This window comes from Deltaproteobacteria bacterium GWC2_55_46 (genome assembly GCA_001595385.3).
Lineage (GTDB): Bacteria > Desulfobacterota > GWC2-55-46 > GWC2-55-46 > GWC2-55-46 > UBA5799.
The window spans coordinates 2,466,959-2,483,231 of the sequence record LVEI03000001.1 but is presented as its reverse complement, the minus strand read 5'-3'; the positions used below and the strand labels follow the sequence as shown (position 1 = coordinate 2,483,231).

Sequence of the window (16,273 nt, the reverse complement as noted above, 5' to 3'; positions counted from 1 at the left end):
GCTATCCTCTATTCCCCCTTCTTCCTTTTCTTCATCATCTCGACCGCTTTCTTCATCTGGGCCATTGTAACCGAGAGAGAGGCGTAAGAGGCTTCACGCCCGGGCTCTGCCGCACCTCCGGCCAGATAAGACCGGATGGCCGAGAGCGAGGCCTCCCTGCATACACCTTCGAGCTCAGAACCTGTAAAGCCTTCCGTGGACCTGGCGATCTCATCGAGGTCCACGTCGCCTGAGAGGGGCTTTTTAACGGTATGGACCTTCAGTATCCCGCGCCTGGTCGTCTCATCCGGCATGGGAATATGGAATATCTGGTCGAACCTTCCCGGCCTCAGAAGCGCCGTGTCCAGCATATCTATCCTGTTGGTGGCCGCGAACACTACAACGCCCTTAAGCTCTTCTATCCCGTCCATTTCCGTGAGCATCTGGCTTATGACCCTCTCGGCCACATGGGAGTCCCCCGCACCTCTCCTCGGCGCAAGGGAGTCTATCTCGTCGAAGAAGACTATGCACGGAGAGGCGAGCCGGGCCTTATGGAATATCTCCCTCACCCCCCTTTCGCTCTCCCCCACCCACTTGGAGATAAGCTCCGGGCCCTTGATAGAGATGAAGTTCACCTCGCTTTCGGTGGCGAGCGCCCTTGCAAGGAGCGTCTTGCCGGTCCCCGGGGGCCCGCAGAGGAGAATGCCTTTCGACGGCCTCGCGCCCGCGTACCGGAATATCTCCGGGCTCTTGAGCGGCCACTCAACCGCCTCCTTGAGCGCCTGCTTCACCTCCTCCATGCCGCCCACGTCAGACCACCTGGCGTCAGGTATCTCGACGAATACCTCCCTCATTGCGGAAGGCTCAATATCTTTCATAGCCTCGAGAAAATCGTCCATGGTGACTTCGAGGCTCCTCAGGGTCTCGTAAGGCAGGTCCTCTGTATGAAGGTCAATCGAAGGGAAGATCTTTCTCAAGGTAGTCATCGCAGCTTCGCGGCAGAGGGCTTCGAGGTCCGCCCCGATAAAGCCGTGGGTTATCTGGGAGAGTTTTTCAAGGTCCACATCGGACGCGAGAGGCATGCCCCTCGTATGTATGGTGAGTATCTCAAGCCTGCCGTTCCTGTCAGGTATGCTTATCTCTATCTCCCTGTCAAACCTGCCCGGCCTTCTCAATGCCGGGTCCACCATGTTCGGGAGGTTGGTAGCGCCTATGACTATGACCTGCCCCCTGCTCTCAAGCCCGTCCATAAGGGTAAGGAGCTGGGCCACGACCCTTCTCTCGACCTGCTTCTCCCCGCCCATGTCAGAACGCTTCGGGGCGACAGAGTCTATTTCGTCTATGAAGATAATAGCCGGCGCGTTCGCAGTGGCGCTCTCGAAGATCTTGCGCAGGTTGGCCTCGCTCTCGCCGTAGAACTTGTGAATCACCTCCGGGCCGCTGATGGTGGTGAAGTACGCGTCAGTCTCGTTCGCAACGGCCCTGGCTATGAGGGTCTTCCCGCAGCCGGGCGGCCCGTGCAGGAATACGCCCTTGGGAGCGTCGATCCCGAGCCTTTCGAAGACCTGAGGGTGCTTCAAGGGCAGCTCTATCATCTCCCTTATCTTCCTTATCTCCTTCTTGAGCCCGCCTATGTCCTCATAAGTGACCCGCGCCCTTTCGGCCGCTTTCTTTTCCCCGCCCTTCACTTCGACAGCGGTCCTGGAGTTTATGATTACAGTTTCGCCGGGAGAGACGCTCTCCACATTGAAATCCCTGTTCCGCGTGCCAAAGAGGCTCGTCCTGATCTTGTCTCCCTCGACTACTGGCAGACCGTCAAGTAGCCCGGAGATGAAACGCGTATCTTTGGGGACTGTCCTTAGATAAGTTATGGGCGCAAGCACGACCTTCTGGGCGGGCTTGTACGAGGCCTTGCTGACCGCGACCTTCTCATCCAGGCCGGCCTGAGCGTTCTGCCTGATCACTCCGTCCACCTGCACTATTCCCTTTCCCCTGTTCTCGGCATGCGCAGGGACCACCTTGGCGGCCGTCCTCCGTTTGCCTTCGACCCAGACTATGTCCCCCACCTCCACGCCGAGCTTCTCCATATCAGCCGGGTCGAGCCTTGCCATGCCCCTGCCCACGTCTTTTGCCCCCGCCTCGCTAACGCGCAGATGCAATGCCGTTGAGATTCTCACTTGACCTTGCCTGCCTTTACTTCCACAATGCCGTTCCTGTATATGGTCGTCCTCGTGGATGGGTCCACCTTGGAGGGAAGCTCTATATCTTTACGGTACTTCCTTTCCTTGCCGTCCGCCCTTATCGAGAGGAGGTCGTCCTTCAGTTCGACCTTTATGTCCTCCTTTTCAACCCCTGGGACTTCGGCTATCACTATAAGATGGTCGCCCTCGTCGAAGATATCGACCAGCGGCTCCCTCGCCTCTTCCACAACCGGCCCCTCTGGCGTCTCTTTTATATTTCCGAAGTGCTCTACAACGGGCTTTCCGGCAAGGGTCCTTACCGAGAACCCGTAGACCCCCTTCACATCCTTTCCAAGGCCCTTTATCTCGCCCTCGCGACTTATGGCCTGCCCCTTCTCCGCAGCCTTGGAGGCGAGGTCTACAAGCTCTGAAAGCCCCTTGAAGAGCCCTCCTATTGCAGTCTTGCCGAAATCAAAGAGGGCCTCATCGGGCCCGGTACTCTTCTTTTTCTTTTGTGCAGGCATTGCCGTCCTCCTCTCAGTTCCATTCGACAACAATGTTGACGAAATTGAATATGGGCACAGGCCCCACGTACTTGAGCAATACCCTCCCGCCAATTTGCCGGTCGAGGTCCTGCACTATGGCGTCGAACCCGCCTGTTGAGGCCCTGTCGACCAGGAAGGCCGCGTTCAGTAACATGCTCTCGCCGTGGGTCTTGTTCCTCTTCATATCCGAATACAGCCCTTTAAAGGCCGAGACGATTGAATCGGCCTCGTCGTCCCTCTTCCTGCCAAGGGCTTCCTCTACCGACCTGCCAAGGCCTATCTTTTCATAAAGCGTCCCGCCGCGCCTGCCCTCCAAATCCTCTTTGACCCGCTTTATCTCCGGGTCTTCCTGGACCTCGCCGTATATAAGCCCCATCTCCTTCCAGATGACCTTGAGGCCCAGTTCCACCTTTCCGTCCATCTGCTTCAAAAGGCCGCTGAACTCCGGGAGTCTTTTTCTGAGGAGACCTCTTATATCCTCCGGGCTCGCCGATATGGTCGAGAACCTTACCGGCAGGACCGTGTAGTCTTTCATCACCGTCTCTATCACCCTCTGATGGCAGAGCAGGTTCTCCCTGGAGAGGGCGTATTCCTTGAGAGGGGAGCGGCTGATAACGCACGATACGTCTCCATAACTTATGGTCGAGACCTCGTCGTTGCAGCCGCCTATGCCGACAGGGCCGAAGTTCCTCGCCTGTCCGGTCCCGATGATGCAATACAGATAACTGCCTTCCTCCATCTAATAATCCATTATCATCGTCTTCAGGGCCTTGCCCTGGGGCTTTGTTCTTGAAGGCCGGGGGCTGCTCCGGGGCATCTCCTTCTTTACGCGCTCCTGCTCTTTCCCGAGACGCTTGAGCTCGGACTCCAGCCAGCGCTTCCGTTTCTCCACTGTCAGGAGCTCCTTTTGGAACCTTCTACTCTCGAGGTCCATGATGTACAGGTCCAGATAGCCTCCGGTGGAAGACCCGATGGCCGACCTTATCTTCACCTTCCGGCATGTCCTCATGCTGGAGAGGCCGGCTATCTGCTTTTTCATGAAACCCCCTTTATCGCCGTCAAGCGCAGGCCTGCTCCCGCGCCGTCATTTTCACCGGCCCCCTTGCGGCCCGGGTCTTTCAGGGACGCCTTGGCGCAGTGCCTGTCAATGAGCTCGCCTACGAGCTTCCTGACTTTCCTGGTGTTCCCGATAGAGCCCACCCGGCTGGACTCGGAGGAAAGGACGTCGGCACAGATCTCCCTGAACGACGCGCAACCGGAGTCGGCCGAACCGCCCCTGATCCTCAGGGTCTTCGCTATAATGATGCAACCCCTGACAGTGGGCGCGAACTCGCATTTTCCTGACTCCCTCAAGTCCCTCACTACCGCCACAATCCGCTCGGCTTGAGCCTTGGGCAACCCGGATTTCGCCATAGTGACCGCTACCTCGGTCTCCCTATCGGGGTGCTCCAGGTCAAGCGTGACCATCCTGTCCCTGAGCGCGTCCTGGCTCCTGTACACACCCGCGTACTCCTCCGGGTTGCTGGTGAATATGGCTGAGAACTGGGGACTGACCTTTACATATCCATCACGCGTGGCAGGCAGGTCGAGGACCCTCTCCTGAAGAATGGAGAGCAGGATATTGTTCGTCTCCGGCCTTGAGCGCGTAAACTCGTCATACACAAGCGTGAAACCGCATTTGCAGGCGAGGGTGAGGCGGCTGTCCACCCATGTCTTCTGGAAGCTCTCCTCTGTCTTGAGGACCGAATGGATGAAGTTGTCCACCACCCTTCTCATCCTGTAGCCCTGCTCGCCTCCCACGAGGGCAGAGGTGGAGTGCTCCTCGTCGCCGTGGAGGATCACCACGGGCCTGCCGATCTTTGCGGCAAGGTGCATGGCCAGAGTGGTTTTTCCTGCTCCGGATACGCCCCTGAAGTGCACCGGGAAGCCCGCCCTTACATAGCCGAGGGCCCGCTCGGTGACCTCGTTTATGTAAGGTGTCTCAACGAAATCGGGCATCTTCCGGGGCTCAAGCACCGTCGTGAATTCATCTTGCATGCGTTTGTCTCCATGATCTTTCAGGTCCTTGGGACCGGTTCATGTAACAGGATCAGGCGGCGCGATTTGCCACATGCCTTTTCCTTTTTCCCGACTTCGCCTCAGGCAGGTTCTGCCCGGTTCTCACCTGGTTTCTCTTGGCCCTGAGGCCCTGTACCAGGTCCCCCCAGGCGGATGTCATACCCTCCATCTCTTTCCTGAATCCATCGATGAAATCCTTCCTGAAGCTCCCGAGCATGTCGATCACCTCACCCTTGCGGTCCTCGGTCTCCATTTTGATGCCGGAAAGGGTGGTCTTCCTGAAGTCCCTGAGGGAATTGGCGGTCTCCTTCTTGATGCCTTCAACCTGCTTTTTTATGTGTGCGACCTCTTTCCTGCGCTCGGCGGCAAGCTTCCGGGACTCTTCCCTCCGGGTGCGCCTGAGGTCGCCGAGCATGGTGCGGATGTGCCGCTTGATGGAAGCGAGCTCACCGGCCCTGATGTCGTAGGCAGCGGATATTTCGTGAGTCATCGACCTGAAATCATCTAATATGGACATGGCATCCTCCTGGTCTTTACCCGGGTAATCGCCGGGGAGTTTAGCGGCATGATCATCCATTGCAGGCGCTGAACACGGCCTGCCAGCGGGCCAGTACATCCTGCCTGGCCCTGTAGAAGTCCTCGATCACCCTGCCCATCGCGCCCCGGCTCTCATCCTGCCTGAGCTTTAGCGTCCTGACCGAAAACTTGAAATCCTTTATGCTAACGCCCTCTCTTATCGAGAGGAGCCGTTTAAGCTCGCCATTTAATGTAGCCTGCTCTATCTGAAGCTCCATAAGGACAGCAGCCACCCTGTGCTCGCATTCCCTGAGCTTGGGGAGCCTTTCGCTGCCGAGATACCCTGTTGTCTCTGAAGTCCCGTTCACCATTGACTCGAGAAAACGCACGAACTCCCCTTCTTCCCTCAAAAAGGCCTCGATCGCAGTCTTTATCTCTCCCCGGAGTTCTCCGGCCCTGGTCTGCAAGCGGCCCATGATGGCGTCGAAGTCCTTCTTTCTCAGCCCCTCTCTCGACAGCTTGTCCCTGAGCTCTCTCAGCATAGCATCCTGCTCCGAGCACTCCTCCTCAAGGCAGCCAGCGGTTTCCTTTACAAGATCTATCAGAGCGGCGGCGCTTTTCTCGAAAGACCTTACTATCTGAAGCCCGGCTTCCATCACAGACTCTGAATGGTCCATATCCCTTCCCTTTTCTTCGCGGGATGATCCGGGGCATGCTTGAGGCGCTCTCGGTAGAGGGGGTCAAGGGGCGCCCTCTAAACCCCAAGGATGCCAAGATCATCGCCGTCAGGCAGTGGCTGACTCTGTTGCCGTGAGACCTATCGCCTCAGCGTACTTGAGGAAGGTCTCGACGGAGGAGCATACCACCCTTGCCTCGATTGCAAGGAGCTCGATGCCTACCAGGGAAACCCTGGCCCAGGCATCTATGACTATCCCCTTGTCAAGGATGCGGTCTACCACTTCCACGAGGCTTGAAGACGCCATCGTTTTCTCGACTGCCATGATCTTTCACCTCCTTTCCGGTTTGAGATCCTGCCGCTGTGTAAGGCCGCGCTTTGACCAACGACCCGACAAATCCGGCAGCTTGCTTTCGTACTTCAGGCAGGTTTGAATCACGGCGCCTTTACTCAGGCGCCGCCCGCCTTATTCGGTGATTGTCATGTTGATTGATTTGAAGATAGGTAAGAGCAACAACCGTGCCAGAAAAGCCAGGGAGGGGGGAAAGACAAATTTTCACAAGATCAACTGATTTTCGGGGCCTTCTTTTATTTTAAATCGAGGGCGTGGCTGTCCGGGAAGCCCGGAAGCGTAGAGCAGTCTCTACATACTATAAGGCCGCCCTTACAGTCCTATCCGAGTCCAAGTAATTTCATCTTCGAATACAGGGTCATCCTGTCGATCCCAAGCATCTTGGCTGCCCTGGTCTTATTGTTTTTAGTCTCAGAAAGGGCTTTTGAGATTATATCCCGCTCGACATTCCTTGAAAGCGTCCTTGTTATCTTATTCAGGGATGTGCCGGTCCCGAGCAGCTCTTTGCATTCAAGACTCATCGTCTTTTTCACGATTTCGGGAGGCAGGGCAGCGGGCGTTATCTGGTCCGAACCCTCAAGAAGCGCGGCCCTCCGGATGGCATTGCGGAGCTCGCGGATATTGCCGGGCCAATTATAATTGAGGAGGACCTCCATGGCCTCGCAGGAAAACTCCTTCACCTCCTTCCGGAACTCCTTTGCGGCAAGTCCGAGGAAATAGCTTGCCAGCGCTGGAACGTCCTCGCCCCTGTCCCTTAGGGCCGGTATATGGATGTTGAACTCGTTTAGCCTGTGGTAAAGGTCGTTTCTGAACCTGCCGGCATTCACCTCGGAGAGGAAGTCCACGTTAGTGGCCGCCATTATCCTGACGTCCAACTCGAAATCCCTTTTGCCGCCAAGAAGATGGACCTTGCGGTCCTGGAGCACCCGCAGGAGTTTCGATTGCACCGATTCGGAAAGGTTCGTTATCTCGTCCAGGAAAAGGGTCCCTCCGTTTGCCAGCTCGAACTGGCCCTCTTTCCTTGCATCCGCCCCTGAAAAGGCGCCTTTCTCGTAGCCGAAAAGCTCGCTTTCCGCCAGGGTCTCAGGCAGCGCACCGCAGTCGATGGCCACAAAGGGCTTATTTCTTCTCGAGCTGTTATCGTGGATCATCCTGGCGAGAAGCTCTTTGCCGGTGCCGCTCTCTCCCTGCAGGATTACGGTGACATCCGTTGGGGCTATTAGAAAAACCTGGTTCAGGACCTGCCTGAACTGAGGAGAGTCGCTCATCACTCCCTCAGGATAAGGACGGCACTGCTCGAGCCTGGTCTTGAGGCTGGCCACCTCCCTTGCAAGGCTGCCGGTCTTGAGCGCATTCCTGATTATCAGCACCAGTTCCTCGTTATTGAAGGGCTTTGTAACGTAATCGAAGGCGCCGAGCTTCATTGCCTGGACCGCGCTCTTGATCTCGCCATAGGCCGTAAGCATTACGACCATAAGGTCCTCGTCCCTTGCCTTAAGCTCCTTGAGGAGTTCGAGCCCGTCCATCTCGGGCAGTTTAAAATCGAGCAGGACAAGCGAGGGGCGCATGGTCTCGAACTCCTTGAGACAGGTCTTAGGGCTGCTGCATACGCATACTTCGTACCCCTCTGAACGCAGGACATCGGAAAGGATCAGGCGCATGTCCTTGTTATCATCGACTATGAATATCAGATTTTTTCTATCGCTCATCTTTTGCCGCACTCCTCCGGGACAGGAAGGAAGATTGTTATCTTCGTACCCTTGCCTGCTGCGCTTTTTACCTCTATCCTGCCATTGTGGTTGTTTATCACGTTATGGGCTATGGAAAGGCCAAGACCAGTGCCGTTTGATTTTGTCGTGAAAAAAGGGTCGAATATCCGGCCGCGTTGCTCTTCAGGTATCCCGACCCCGGTGTCCTCAAACGCGACCGCGAGTTCTCTGATTCGCGGGTCAAGGAACGCCTTTACGGTCATCCCGCCCCCCTGGGGCATTGCGTCAAGGGCATTTATGATGAAGTTCAGGAAACAGCCCTCAAGGCCTTTCTCGTCTATAAGCAGCAGCGGCAGATTACGCTGGAGTTTTACCCGGACCGTTACCTTCTGCCTGGCGCACCGGCTCATGGCGAGGGCGCAGGCCTTCTCCAGCACCTTTTCCACCCGCCCGAGCCTGAATGCGGCAAAATCGGAGGGTTTCGAGAAATCCAGAAGCTCCTGAATGATCCTGTCGGCGTTCTCGGAGTTCCTGAGTATCATGGAAAGGTGGTTCTTTATATTTTCCGGAAGACCTTGCCCGTGCTGTTTGAAACAGTGCTGGATAGAGGCGCTTATGTTGCCGAGGGGGTTTCTGAGCTCATGGGCTATCCCCGCTGCCAGTTCACCTATGGCGGCGAGGCGCTCGGAATGGAGGACCTGCTCCTCAAGGTTGACCGTTCCGGTTATATCCCTGAAATACTCGATGACATTTACAATCCTGTTTTCCCGGTCCATCATGGGGAATATGGAGATATCAAGGACTACCTTCTCCTCCCCGTCATGCAAGATGCTCTTGAAGTGAGCCGGAGTGCCGCTCTCAAACGTGCTTTCCGCATGGCAATGGCTGCAGACCCTTTCATTCCTGAAGTACTCTGAAAAGCACTTCCTACCCCTGACCTCGGCAAAATCCTTTTTTTTGAACATCCTTAGCAGCGACATGTTGACGCGGTCTATCGTGTAATCTCTGTCAATTACGGAGATGCCGTCCCCTATCGCGTCTATTATCGTCCTGAGCCGCTCCCGGCTTTCATTGAGCCTGGATTCAAGGGCCACTTCCCTTGTGATTTCTCTGGCGACTTCAGCTATCCCGGCCAGTTCACCTTTCCTGTCCCTGACCGGCGCGGCTGTAACCTCCACGTAAAGCTCCTCCCCTGAGGCGTTCCGGAATGAGACGACACCACCTTTCCGGGGTCCTTTTCCGCCCAGTGCTTCCTTTGCGGGACACCCGCTGCAGGTGTTCTCGTTCCTGTAAACGGAATGGCACGGCACGCCCTTGAGGTCGTTGAGCCCCACCCACTTCTCAAATACATGGTTGGCCCAGAGGACCCTCATGTCGCGGCCGATTACCATTATGCCGTCGGAGGAGGCTTCTGATACGGCGCTCAGCTTTTGTACTGCGGAGATCAATTTTATAAAACTATCGGAATAAGGGTGTGTGCCGCTGTACGCCGGTTTGGATTTTCTTTGTCAACTGGAGTAGCGGCAATGGATGAGGTGTTGGAAATAACGTGAAGTGGAAACCAGCAAAATACGGCTTATATGAGATTGAACACATTATATCCTTTTGGAGATGTTTTGCAAAGGGGAACTTCAGCTGTCCTTACGAGCCGCTGGCATTCCCAATGACCGGGGTTGCTCTTTCCTGCCGTGGCGCATCCAGTGCCTAAAATATCTTTTCTTTTCTCCAGGGAGGAGGCGAAAGCCGACCTCTTCGACTATATCGAGATCTTCTACAATAGGACCAGGCGTCACAGCCACCTCGGACATGTCAGCCCTTACGACGTCGAGATGGCTTCTTCAGGCAAAGAATAACTGTCTACAAAACCGGGTGAAGTCCAACGTTCATATATTAAGATACCTGAACTCGCCGTGTCCGCCATGAGAAAGCGCTATCACAAGGAATATAAGCAGTATGTACCAGAAGATGATGAGGGCATCTGCTGTGGCTTTTGGTAAAAACTTTCTTAAGAACCCGTACATGCCTCAAATCCAGAAAAAAAGTATTTTTCCAAGCACATTAAGCCCTGAAGCCAGGTCAGGCTCCTTGGTTATAGCAAAGCCGAGTATCACGAAGTTAATAGTCAGCAGATAAGAAGCTCCATCCGCTATGTACTTCCATCCTGCAAAACTCATCATCGGAATATCCGGAATACCCTGCTTCACCTTCTGGAAGCCCTGCCATACCGCTATGCCCGCGCCGTGATAGACCCCCCAGGCAAGATACCTTGGAGACAGCTCGTGCCAGAGCCCGAGAACAAGCATTGAGGCCATTACCGCGGCCCATGGCCGCCTGCTCGCGGAAAGGGCCATCTTGTAGACATAATCCCTGCACCAGCTCGAAAGCGTTATGTGCCATCTTTTCCAGAACTCGCCTATGTTCCGCGCGAGAAAAGGGTAATTGAAGTTTTCGGCTATCCTGAAGCCGAGGAGCATCGAAAAGCCGATGGCCAAATCCGAGTATCCGGAGAACTGAAAATACAGGTTGAGCCCGTATCTGACGCAGTCAAGGTATGAGGCAAGGACCTCATGGCGCGCTTCCATGGCCTCGATCCTGAGGCGCAATATATGAGAGACCTCGTAGTTGCCGAGCACGACGACCTTAAAAAAACCATAGAGGATCCTTTCGCATCCATTTGAAAAAAGCCCCCTGTCAAACCTCCTTCGCGACAGCTCCCTGTGAAAATCCTGAAACCTGTTTATGGGACCGGCGATAACGGTCGGGAGAAAGAACATGTAGCTTAAAAACTGCCCGAAGGTATGCGGCGGGAGCGTTCGTTTTATTGAGTCCAGCGAGTAATGAAGGGCTCTCAGCGTATAAAACCCGAACCCCAGCGGCACAAGCGGCCCGCCAAAAGCGGTCCCTGACTTGAACCATAGAAATATTGCCGCAACGGCGCCGCCGGCTGCCAGCGCCCCTGCCGCCGATCGCCGCCCGTATTTCATCGGGACATAGCCAAGAACGGTAAAAACAGAGAGCACCGCGAGAGAGACAGGCGAGAAGAACAGAAGCAAAAGGGCGCTTGAAGCGGCAACTACATAGGGCTGAAGACTACGCGGAGCGGCCCAAAAGATGACGACCGTCGCCGCTATCCAGCCGAGCATCTGAACAGAGACCAGGTTCATACTACGCCTCTGCCCCCTTTAAGCACCTCTATAAGCCAGAGTGAAAATCTCAAGCGCCCTTCTCCGTTGAGATGGGCATGGTCCGAGTAGCATTCAGCCCCGGCCTCACCTTGAAAGCTTATCGATTTAACGCCGTAATAACGCTCAAGCCTCTTTTGGAGCACAGCGGTCTCCGGGCCATGGCCTCCCGCCAGCCTCTCAAACTCCGGATGCCTTGGTATGCTGACCAGCACGGCCTTGATGCCTCTACGCGCTAAATCGCTAAAAAAAGGGGCTATCTCTTCGATATCGGCCAAAGACCTCTGATCCCATTTAAGGAGGGTCTCGTCGAGCGACACCTTGTTCAGGCGAGACTTTACGGGAAGGTCGAAGTCATTTTCAATGAAGACCTGTTCCGGCTTGGGGAATACCGGCCTCTTTGACTTGAGGCTTTCCATGAGCATGGCCTTTAGAAAACTCATGTACTCCCTTGCAAAGGCGTTCTTGACCATATGCCGGTCGTAGAAAACGCTGTCTGATTCGATCAGGATAATATCCGGCGCGGCCTCCGCCATATCGCTCAAAAGCGGCATGAAGGTAGAGAGGTCGCCGTCGGGACGGCTGATGCGCATGAACTCGATCCCCGTGAGCCCCTGCCTCTTGGCCAGCGCCTCCATCCTGCCGTCAAAAAAGACCGCCTTTCCCATAAGAGAGCTGCCGATGGCGAGCACCCTCAAGCCTTTTTCCCCATGCCTTCCCCGAAAAGAGCCGAGTCTGCCGGCAGAGGCCTCAGAAAATCCAATTTCATCGACGTTATAGCGGTTGAAGGCTGGCAGGCTTGCGAAAAAAAGAGCTGCCAGCATGGCAGCGACGATGAACCATACATATAGCGGCGGCGCGCACAGGAGCGGGCGCGCCTCAGACCGAGAGCTTCTCACCTACAATCCTTTCAGCCTCGCCTATAGACTCGATCCTGATTATGTCAGCCGATTCCAGCCTTATATCAAAGGCCTCTTCAAGGGCAACCACGAACTGAAGGTGGGCAAGCGAGTCCCAGCCCGCCACATCCGCTGCGGTCGAGTACTCTGAGAGTTCATGGACCGGCGCCTTGAAGGTGGACGCGGCGGCGCCCAATACCTTCTCTCTGATCGAATTGCCGGACGTCTTCTCCGACGAACCGGCTTCCATGGCCATCTTCTTTGCCACCGGTACGATCACCTTGCCTGAAGGCCCCTTCGGAAGTTCCTGAAAGACATGTATGCGATGGGGCACCTTGTAGTGCGCCACCCTTGCCCGGCACCAATCAGCAAGCTCGGGAGGGCCAACGCGCGCGCCGGGCGAGAGGACTACGCAGGAGGCCACCAGCTCTCCCCAGGTATTGTCCTCGACGCCGAAGGTGACCGCTTCCAGGACATCGGCGTGGGACTTTAGGGCCTCGGTAACCTCCTCCGGCTGGACATTCAGTCCGCCGGTGATGATGATGTTCTTCTTCCTCCCGGCTATCCTGAAGAAACCGTCTTCCCCTACCGCGATATCGCCTGTGCGAAGCCAGCCGTCCTTTAGCGCATGGCCTGTTGCCTCGTCATCCTCGAAATATCCGGTCATGACGTTATCACCCCTTAAAAGCAGCTCGCCAGGCTCCCCGTCCGGTGCGGGAGAGCCGTCTTCGATGACTATCATAGCCTCGCAGTCCACAGGCCTTCCAACCGTCCCTACACGGCGGTCAGCGTCTCCGGGGCCGCTGAAAAGCCCTCCTGCCACGGTCTCCGTAAGCCCGTAGACATTCGACACCCTGACCATGAACTTATTTTCGAACCCCTCCCAGAGCTCTTTTTCAAGATACCCGGCGGTGGAGATGACGGCCAGCAAGTCCCCCGTGGTAAAGCTCTCCTCAGAGCCCTGGCCGAGCCTGTGGATGAGCGAGAGCATCGCTGGGACAGCGACGAAGTGGGTTATCCGGTCCCTGTAGACAGCGTCCATGAGTTCCGTAAGCCTTTGTATGCTGAATTCCATCGGCCTGTATACGGTGGCGCGATTATAGAGGGCAGCCAGTGGTCCCTGGACGAAACCGTCCGCATGGTTTAGCGGCAGGACGTTCAGTATCCTTGACCCATCGCATAGGCCGAATTGCCTTGAAAGGGTGCCGAGATGGGAAAAAAGGGCCTTATGGCTTATTCTTACACCCTTGGGGCGCGAGGTCGTCCCTGAAGTGAACATTATGTACGCGTCGAGACTTCCATCGACCTCGCCTGGCGGGTCGGCAGGCTCTATTCCTTCTAGGAACGATGGGTACTCGGCCCTCTCCCTTTTAAGCAGCCTGCCAAGCATGCCGGCCTTTGTGACCGTCTTGGCGAACCCATACACAGCTGTGGTCTTTTCTGCCCGCCCAATGATATCAGCATCGACAAAGGCGCATCTCGCCTTCGCCGCCTCCGCGAGAGCAGACCATTCCGGGGAAGGCAAGCGCGCGTCGAGCATCACGGCGGCTATGCCGTTACGCGCGAGTCCTATGAAGGCGCAAACGGCCTCGATGTCATCCCTGCTCGACACTATAGCCCTGTCGCCCGCTGATATGCCGTCTTTTCTTAACAGTCCCGTAAGCCTCGCCGTGCGCTCAAGGAGCGCTCCGTACGTGAGCTCGCCGCCGGATGTCACCATCATGGGCTTTCCCGGCTTCACTGTTTCAGCGTTTTCAAAGACAGATACGATACGGCTCATGGCAGTGTCTCCCTCAGTTTTCTTCTAAGTATCTTTCCGTTCGTCCCCCTTGGGAGCGAGTCAACGACCATGAAAATAGCGGGTGTCCTGTAAGGGCCAAGCGCGGCGAACGCCTGGCGGCGCAATTCGCTTGCAAGCCCCTTTTCATCTACCCCGTTCTCACTGGCGACTACGAAAGCCGCCGACGCGGGGCGGCCGTCTTCCGCTTCAAAGCCGCAGACCGCAGCCTCGAGCGCAAGGGGAGAAGCCTCAAGGACCGACTCTATCTCGGATGGGTGCACAAGCTCTCCCCTCAGGTCCTTGAAGGCGTCATCAACGCGCCCCAGAAGCTCTATCGAGCCATCAGGCTCCTGGCGGCAGAAATCCTTTGTCCTGAACCAGCCGCCAACGATAGCCTTCTCCGTCAAGGACGGGTCGTTATAATAGCCGCTCATGATGTTCTCAGTCCGTATGAAAAGCTCTCCCGCGGCTCCTGGAGCAGCTTCCCTGCCGTCAGGCCCGGCAATCATGACCGAACAGCCGAGAGGCACGCCGATTGAGCCCGGGTATTCCCTTTTCATCCCCGGAATAACGCCTATGCAAAGCCCGGATGTCTCTGTCAGGCCGTAATAATTCAACACTCTCCTTTTGTAGCGCTCTTCAAAAGATTCAACGATAGAGGGCGTAAGGAGAGTCCCCGTGCACATGACAAACCTGAGGCTTTTTGCAAACCCGCCTGATATCTTCTCCTGGAATCTGGTGAACTGGGCGAGGAAGGCCGGGACAGCGCATAATATTGTCGCGCCAAGTCTTTCCATGAGGACCGAGCATGCAGGGCCGCTTGCCCTTAAGTCCTGGGGAGCGATTATGAAAGAGGCCCCGGGGTAGAATGTCGCGACACACGTGTTTCTCAACCCGCTCATGGTATGAAAATCCCCGATAGAGAAGACCCTGTCTTCGGGCCCCCACTGATAGGTCTCGGCCATCAGGCGCGCGCTTCCGGAAAGCGCGCCATGAGAGAGCACAATACCGTTTGGCTCGCCAGAGGTGCCGGAGGTGAAAAGGACTACCGCGTCGTCCGCTGGCGAGACGGGCTCCGGACGGTAATCAGAGCCACTCTCATCAAGGAACTCGTGAAACCGGGATCCATGCGCCACGCCGCTCTCCGCGGAATACGAGACGACCTTGACACCCGAAAACGCGCCTGCCCATCCATGGCCTGTGAAGACTATTTTTGGGGCTGTGCTTTTGAAGACCTTGGAGAGCTTATCGGGCTGTATGCGGCCGTCCACCGGGATGAAGACCGCGCCAATAAGCATACATGCCCAGAATACGAGCGCCGCTTCAGCAGATGCGGCGGAAACCGAGAGTACCCTGTCGCCCTTGCCAACGCCAACGCCTTGCAATCGCCCCGCGATATCTGCCGCAAGAGCACCGGCATCAGAGTAGCTCAAAGAGCTGCCGTCGTCGAAGATTATGAGCGGATTTGCCCCATGGTGACGAACGGCCTTCTCAAAGACCTCGCAAACGGTCTCCCTGACAGACGCTTCAGGGGCGACTCCCCTCTGTAAAACAGACTCCAGCACTATCCCTCTGTGTAAAAAATATTCATGCATTCACTGCAAAAAGCGTTGCCGCCATACTCTCCGGTGCGGTGCTGCCTCCTGAAGTCAGCGTACAGCGCGCTGTTCCATATCTCCTTAAGGGATAAGCTCCTGACATTACCCATGGGATTGACGCCGTTGTAATCCCTGCAGCACGGCACGACGGTGCCGTCCCATTGCACGACAAGATATTGCCAGGGAAAGGGACAGGGCATGAAAGGCGGGTATTTCTGGACCAGACCAAGGGATGTAAGCTCTTTTTCAGTCCACGGGAAGAACTCGCGCACCTCTACCGGAAGCCCAAGGGACTCCCAATGGCGCCTGAAGTCCTCTATCCGCGGGTTGTTCCTGTTGAGGCGTATTATCCTGACGGAGATCTTTGTGCCGGCAAGGACAGATCTTACAAGGCCCGCGGCATATTCAAGGTTTGCCAAGGCCAATTCATAATCCGCGCCCTTCCCGCGTATCTCCCTATAGCTTTCTTCGTCGTACCCGTCGAACGATATTATGATCCTGCATGGGCCGCTTGCGGCAAGCCTATCCAGCAGCCGGGGGGAAAGCTCCGGGGCGTTTACGGAAAGGGTGATATTCAGGCCTTTACCGGAGGCATATCCGGCCATCTCGTCGATCAGAGGGTGGAGGAGCGATTCTCCGAAATGGAAAAGCTCTATCTCCTTTTTTCGGACCGGCTCTGAAAAACCGGATATCTCATCGATTATCTTGTGGAAGAGTTCGATATCCATAAACCCGACCTCACGCTCCATGCGGGCGGGCCTCGGACACATAATACACGAATAGGGGCAGCTGTTTGTAG

General features: G+C 56.0%; 16 protein-coding genes. 1 reads left to right on the top strand and 15 read right to left on the bottom strand.

Features of this window, described 5'->3' with window-relative positions:
- Positions 1–8: 8 nt before the first annotated feature.
- The 10 genes from A2V21_311825 to A2V21_311780 all read right to left on the bottom strand — a co-directional run bounded on the left by A2V21_311825 (position 9) and on the right by A2V21_311780 (position 9,463).
- Positions 9–2,156 (bottom strand): AAA family ATPase, encoded by a 2,148-nt coding sequence (locus A2V21_311825; protein ID OIJ74891.1) that lies wholly within the window; start codon positions 2,154–2,156, stop codon positions 9–11.
- Positions 2,153–2,683: a heat-shock protein Hsp20 gene (locus tag A2V21_311820; GenBank protein ID OIJ74890.1), complete on the bottom strand. Its 531-nt coding sequence runs from the start codon at positions 2,681–2,683 to the stop codon at positions 2,153–2,155. The genes A2V21_311825 and A2V21_311820 overlap by 4 nt, the downstream gene beginning before the upstream one ends.
- A gap of 13 nt (positions 2,684–2,696) precedes the next feature.
- A complete protein-coding gene (locus tag A2V21_311815) occupies positions 2,697–3,443 on the bottom strand; it encodes a hypothetical protein (GenBank protein ID OIJ74889.1) in 747 nt (248 codons plus the stop codon).
- Entirely contained in the window at positions 3,444–3,743 is a 300-nt protein-coding gene (locus A2V21_311810; protein OIJ74888.1) for a hypothetical protein, read from the bottom strand.
- The gene (locus A2V21_311805) at positions 3,740–4,741 is read right to left on the bottom strand and encodes a gas vesicle protein GvpN (protein ID OIJ74887.1); all 1,002 of its coding nucleotides are present in this window, start codon (positions 4,739–4,741) and stop codon (positions 3,740–3,742) included. Before A2V21_311805 ends, A2V21_311810 begins: the two co-directional genes overlap by 4 nt.
- Positions 4,742–4,793: 52 nt before the next feature.
- Positions 4,794–5,279, bottom strand: a complete 486-nt coding sequence (locus A2V21_311800; protein OIJ74886.1) for a hypothetical protein — start codon at positions 5,277–5,279, stop codon at positions 4,794–4,796.
- Positions 5,280–5,331: 52 nt separating this feature from the next.
- Entirely contained in the window at positions 5,332–5,955 is a 624-nt protein-coding gene (locus A2V21_311795) for a hypothetical protein (protein ID OIJ74885.1), read from the bottom strand.
- Between the two features lie 108 nt (positions 5,956–6,063).
- The gene (locus tag A2V21_311790; protein ID OIJ74884.1) at positions 6,064–6,279 is read right to left on the bottom strand and encodes a gas vesicle synthesis protein GvpA; all 216 of its coding nucleotides are present in this window, start codon (positions 6,277–6,279) and stop codon (positions 6,064–6,066) included.
- Between the two features lie 347 nt (positions 6,280–6,626).
- Complete coding sequence (locus A2V21_311785) at positions 6,627–8,015, bottom strand: hypothetical protein (protein OIJ74883.1); 1,389 nt, start codon at positions 8,013–8,015, stop codon at positions 6,627–6,629.
- Positions 8,012–9,463, bottom strand: a complete 1,452-nt coding sequence (locus A2V21_311780; GenBank protein OIJ74882.1) for a hypothetical protein — start codon at positions 9,461–9,463, stop codon at positions 8,012–8,014. Before A2V21_311780 ends, A2V21_311785 begins: the two co-directional genes overlap by 4 nt.
- 225 nt (positions 9,464–9,688) lie before the next feature.
- On the opposite strand from A2V21_311780, the gene A2V21_311775 reads away from it, so the two are divergent.
- Complete coding sequence (locus A2V21_311775) at positions 9,689–9,868, top strand: hypothetical protein (GenBank protein OIJ74881.1); 180 nt, start codon at positions 9,689–9,691, stop codon at positions 9,866–9,868.
- Positions 9,869–10,039: 171 nt separating this feature from the next.
- Here the strand turns inward: A2V21_311775 and A2V21_311770 are convergent, their stop codons facing one another.
- Genes A2V21_311770 through A2V21_311750 form a run of 5 tightly spaced genes read right to left on the bottom strand, consistent with a single transcriptional unit; the run spans position 10,040 to position 16,223 of the window.
- A complete protein-coding gene (locus A2V21_311770; protein ID OIJ74880.1) occupies positions 10,040–11,179 on the bottom strand; it encodes a hypothetical protein in 1,140 nt (379 codons plus the stop codon).
- A complete protein-coding gene (locus A2V21_311765; protein OIJ74879.1) occupies positions 11,176–12,096 on the bottom strand; it encodes a hypothetical protein in 921 nt (306 codons plus the stop codon). The genes A2V21_311770 and A2V21_311765 overlap by 4 nt, the downstream gene beginning before the upstream one ends.
- Positions 12,077–13,876, bottom strand: a complete 1,800-nt coding sequence (locus tag A2V21_311760; GenBank protein OIJ74878.1) for a hypothetical protein — start codon at positions 13,874–13,876, stop codon at positions 12,077–12,079. The genes A2V21_311765 and A2V21_311760 overlap by 20 nt, the downstream gene beginning before the upstream one ends.
- The gene (locus A2V21_311755; protein OIJ74877.1) at positions 13,873–15,441 is read right to left on the bottom strand and encodes a hypothetical protein; all 1,569 of its coding nucleotides are present in this window, start codon (positions 15,439–15,441) and stop codon (positions 13,873–13,875) included. Before A2V21_311755 ends, A2V21_311760 begins: the two co-directional genes overlap by 4 nt.
- Complete coding sequence (locus A2V21_311750; protein ID OIJ74876.1) at positions 15,441–16,223, bottom strand: hypothetical protein; 783 nt, start codon at positions 16,221–16,223, stop codon at positions 15,441–15,443. The genes A2V21_311755 and A2V21_311750 overlap by 1 nt, the downstream gene beginning before the upstream one ends.
- Positions 16,224–16,273: the final 50 nt, after the last annotated feature.

Bases quoted from the DNA above. Each gene is read 5' to 3' on its own strand.
- A2V21_311820 (OIJ74890.1), bottom strand. From the start codon at position 2,683: ATGCCTGCACAAAAGAAAAAGAAGAGTACCGGGCCCGATGAGGCCCTC.
- A2V21_311815 (OIJ74889.1), bottom strand. From the start codon at position 3,443: ATGGAGGAAGGCAGTTATCTGTATTGCATCATCGGGACCGGACAGGCG.
- A2V21_311810 (OIJ74888.1), bottom strand. From the start codon at position 3,743: ATGAAAAAGCAGATAGCCGGCCTCTCCAGCATGAGGACATGCCGGAAG.
- A2V21_311805 (OIJ74887.1), bottom strand. From the start codon at position 4,741: ATGCAAGATGAATTCACGACGGTGCTTGAGCCCCGGAAGATGCCCGAT.
- A2V21_311800 (OIJ74886.1), bottom strand. From the start codon at position 5,279: ATGTCCATATTAGATGATTTCAGGTCGATGACTCACGAAATATCCGCT.
- A2V21_311795 (OIJ74885.1), bottom strand. From the start codon at position 5,955: ATGGACCATTCAGAGTCTGTGATGGAAGCCGGGCTTCAGATAGTAAGG.
- A2V21_311790 (OIJ74884.1), bottom strand. From the start codon at position 6,279: ATGGCAGTCGAGAAAACGATGGCGTCTTCAAGCCTCGTGGAAGTGGTA.
- A2V21_311785 (OIJ74883.1), bottom strand. From the start codon at position 8,015: ATGAGCGATAGAAAAAATCTGATATTCATAGTCGATGATAACAAGGAC.
- A2V21_311770 (OIJ74880.1), bottom strand. From the start codon at position 11,179: ATGAACCTGGTCTCTGTTCAGATGCTCGGCTGGATAGCGGCGACGGTC.
- A2V21_311760 (OIJ74878.1), bottom strand. From the start codon at position 13,876: ATGAGCCGTATCGTATCTGTCTTTGAAAACGCTGAAACAGTGAAGCCG.
- A2V21_311750 (OIJ74876.1), bottom strand. From the start codon at position 16,223: ATGGAGCGTGAGGTCGGGTTTATGGATATCGAACTCTTCCACAAGATA.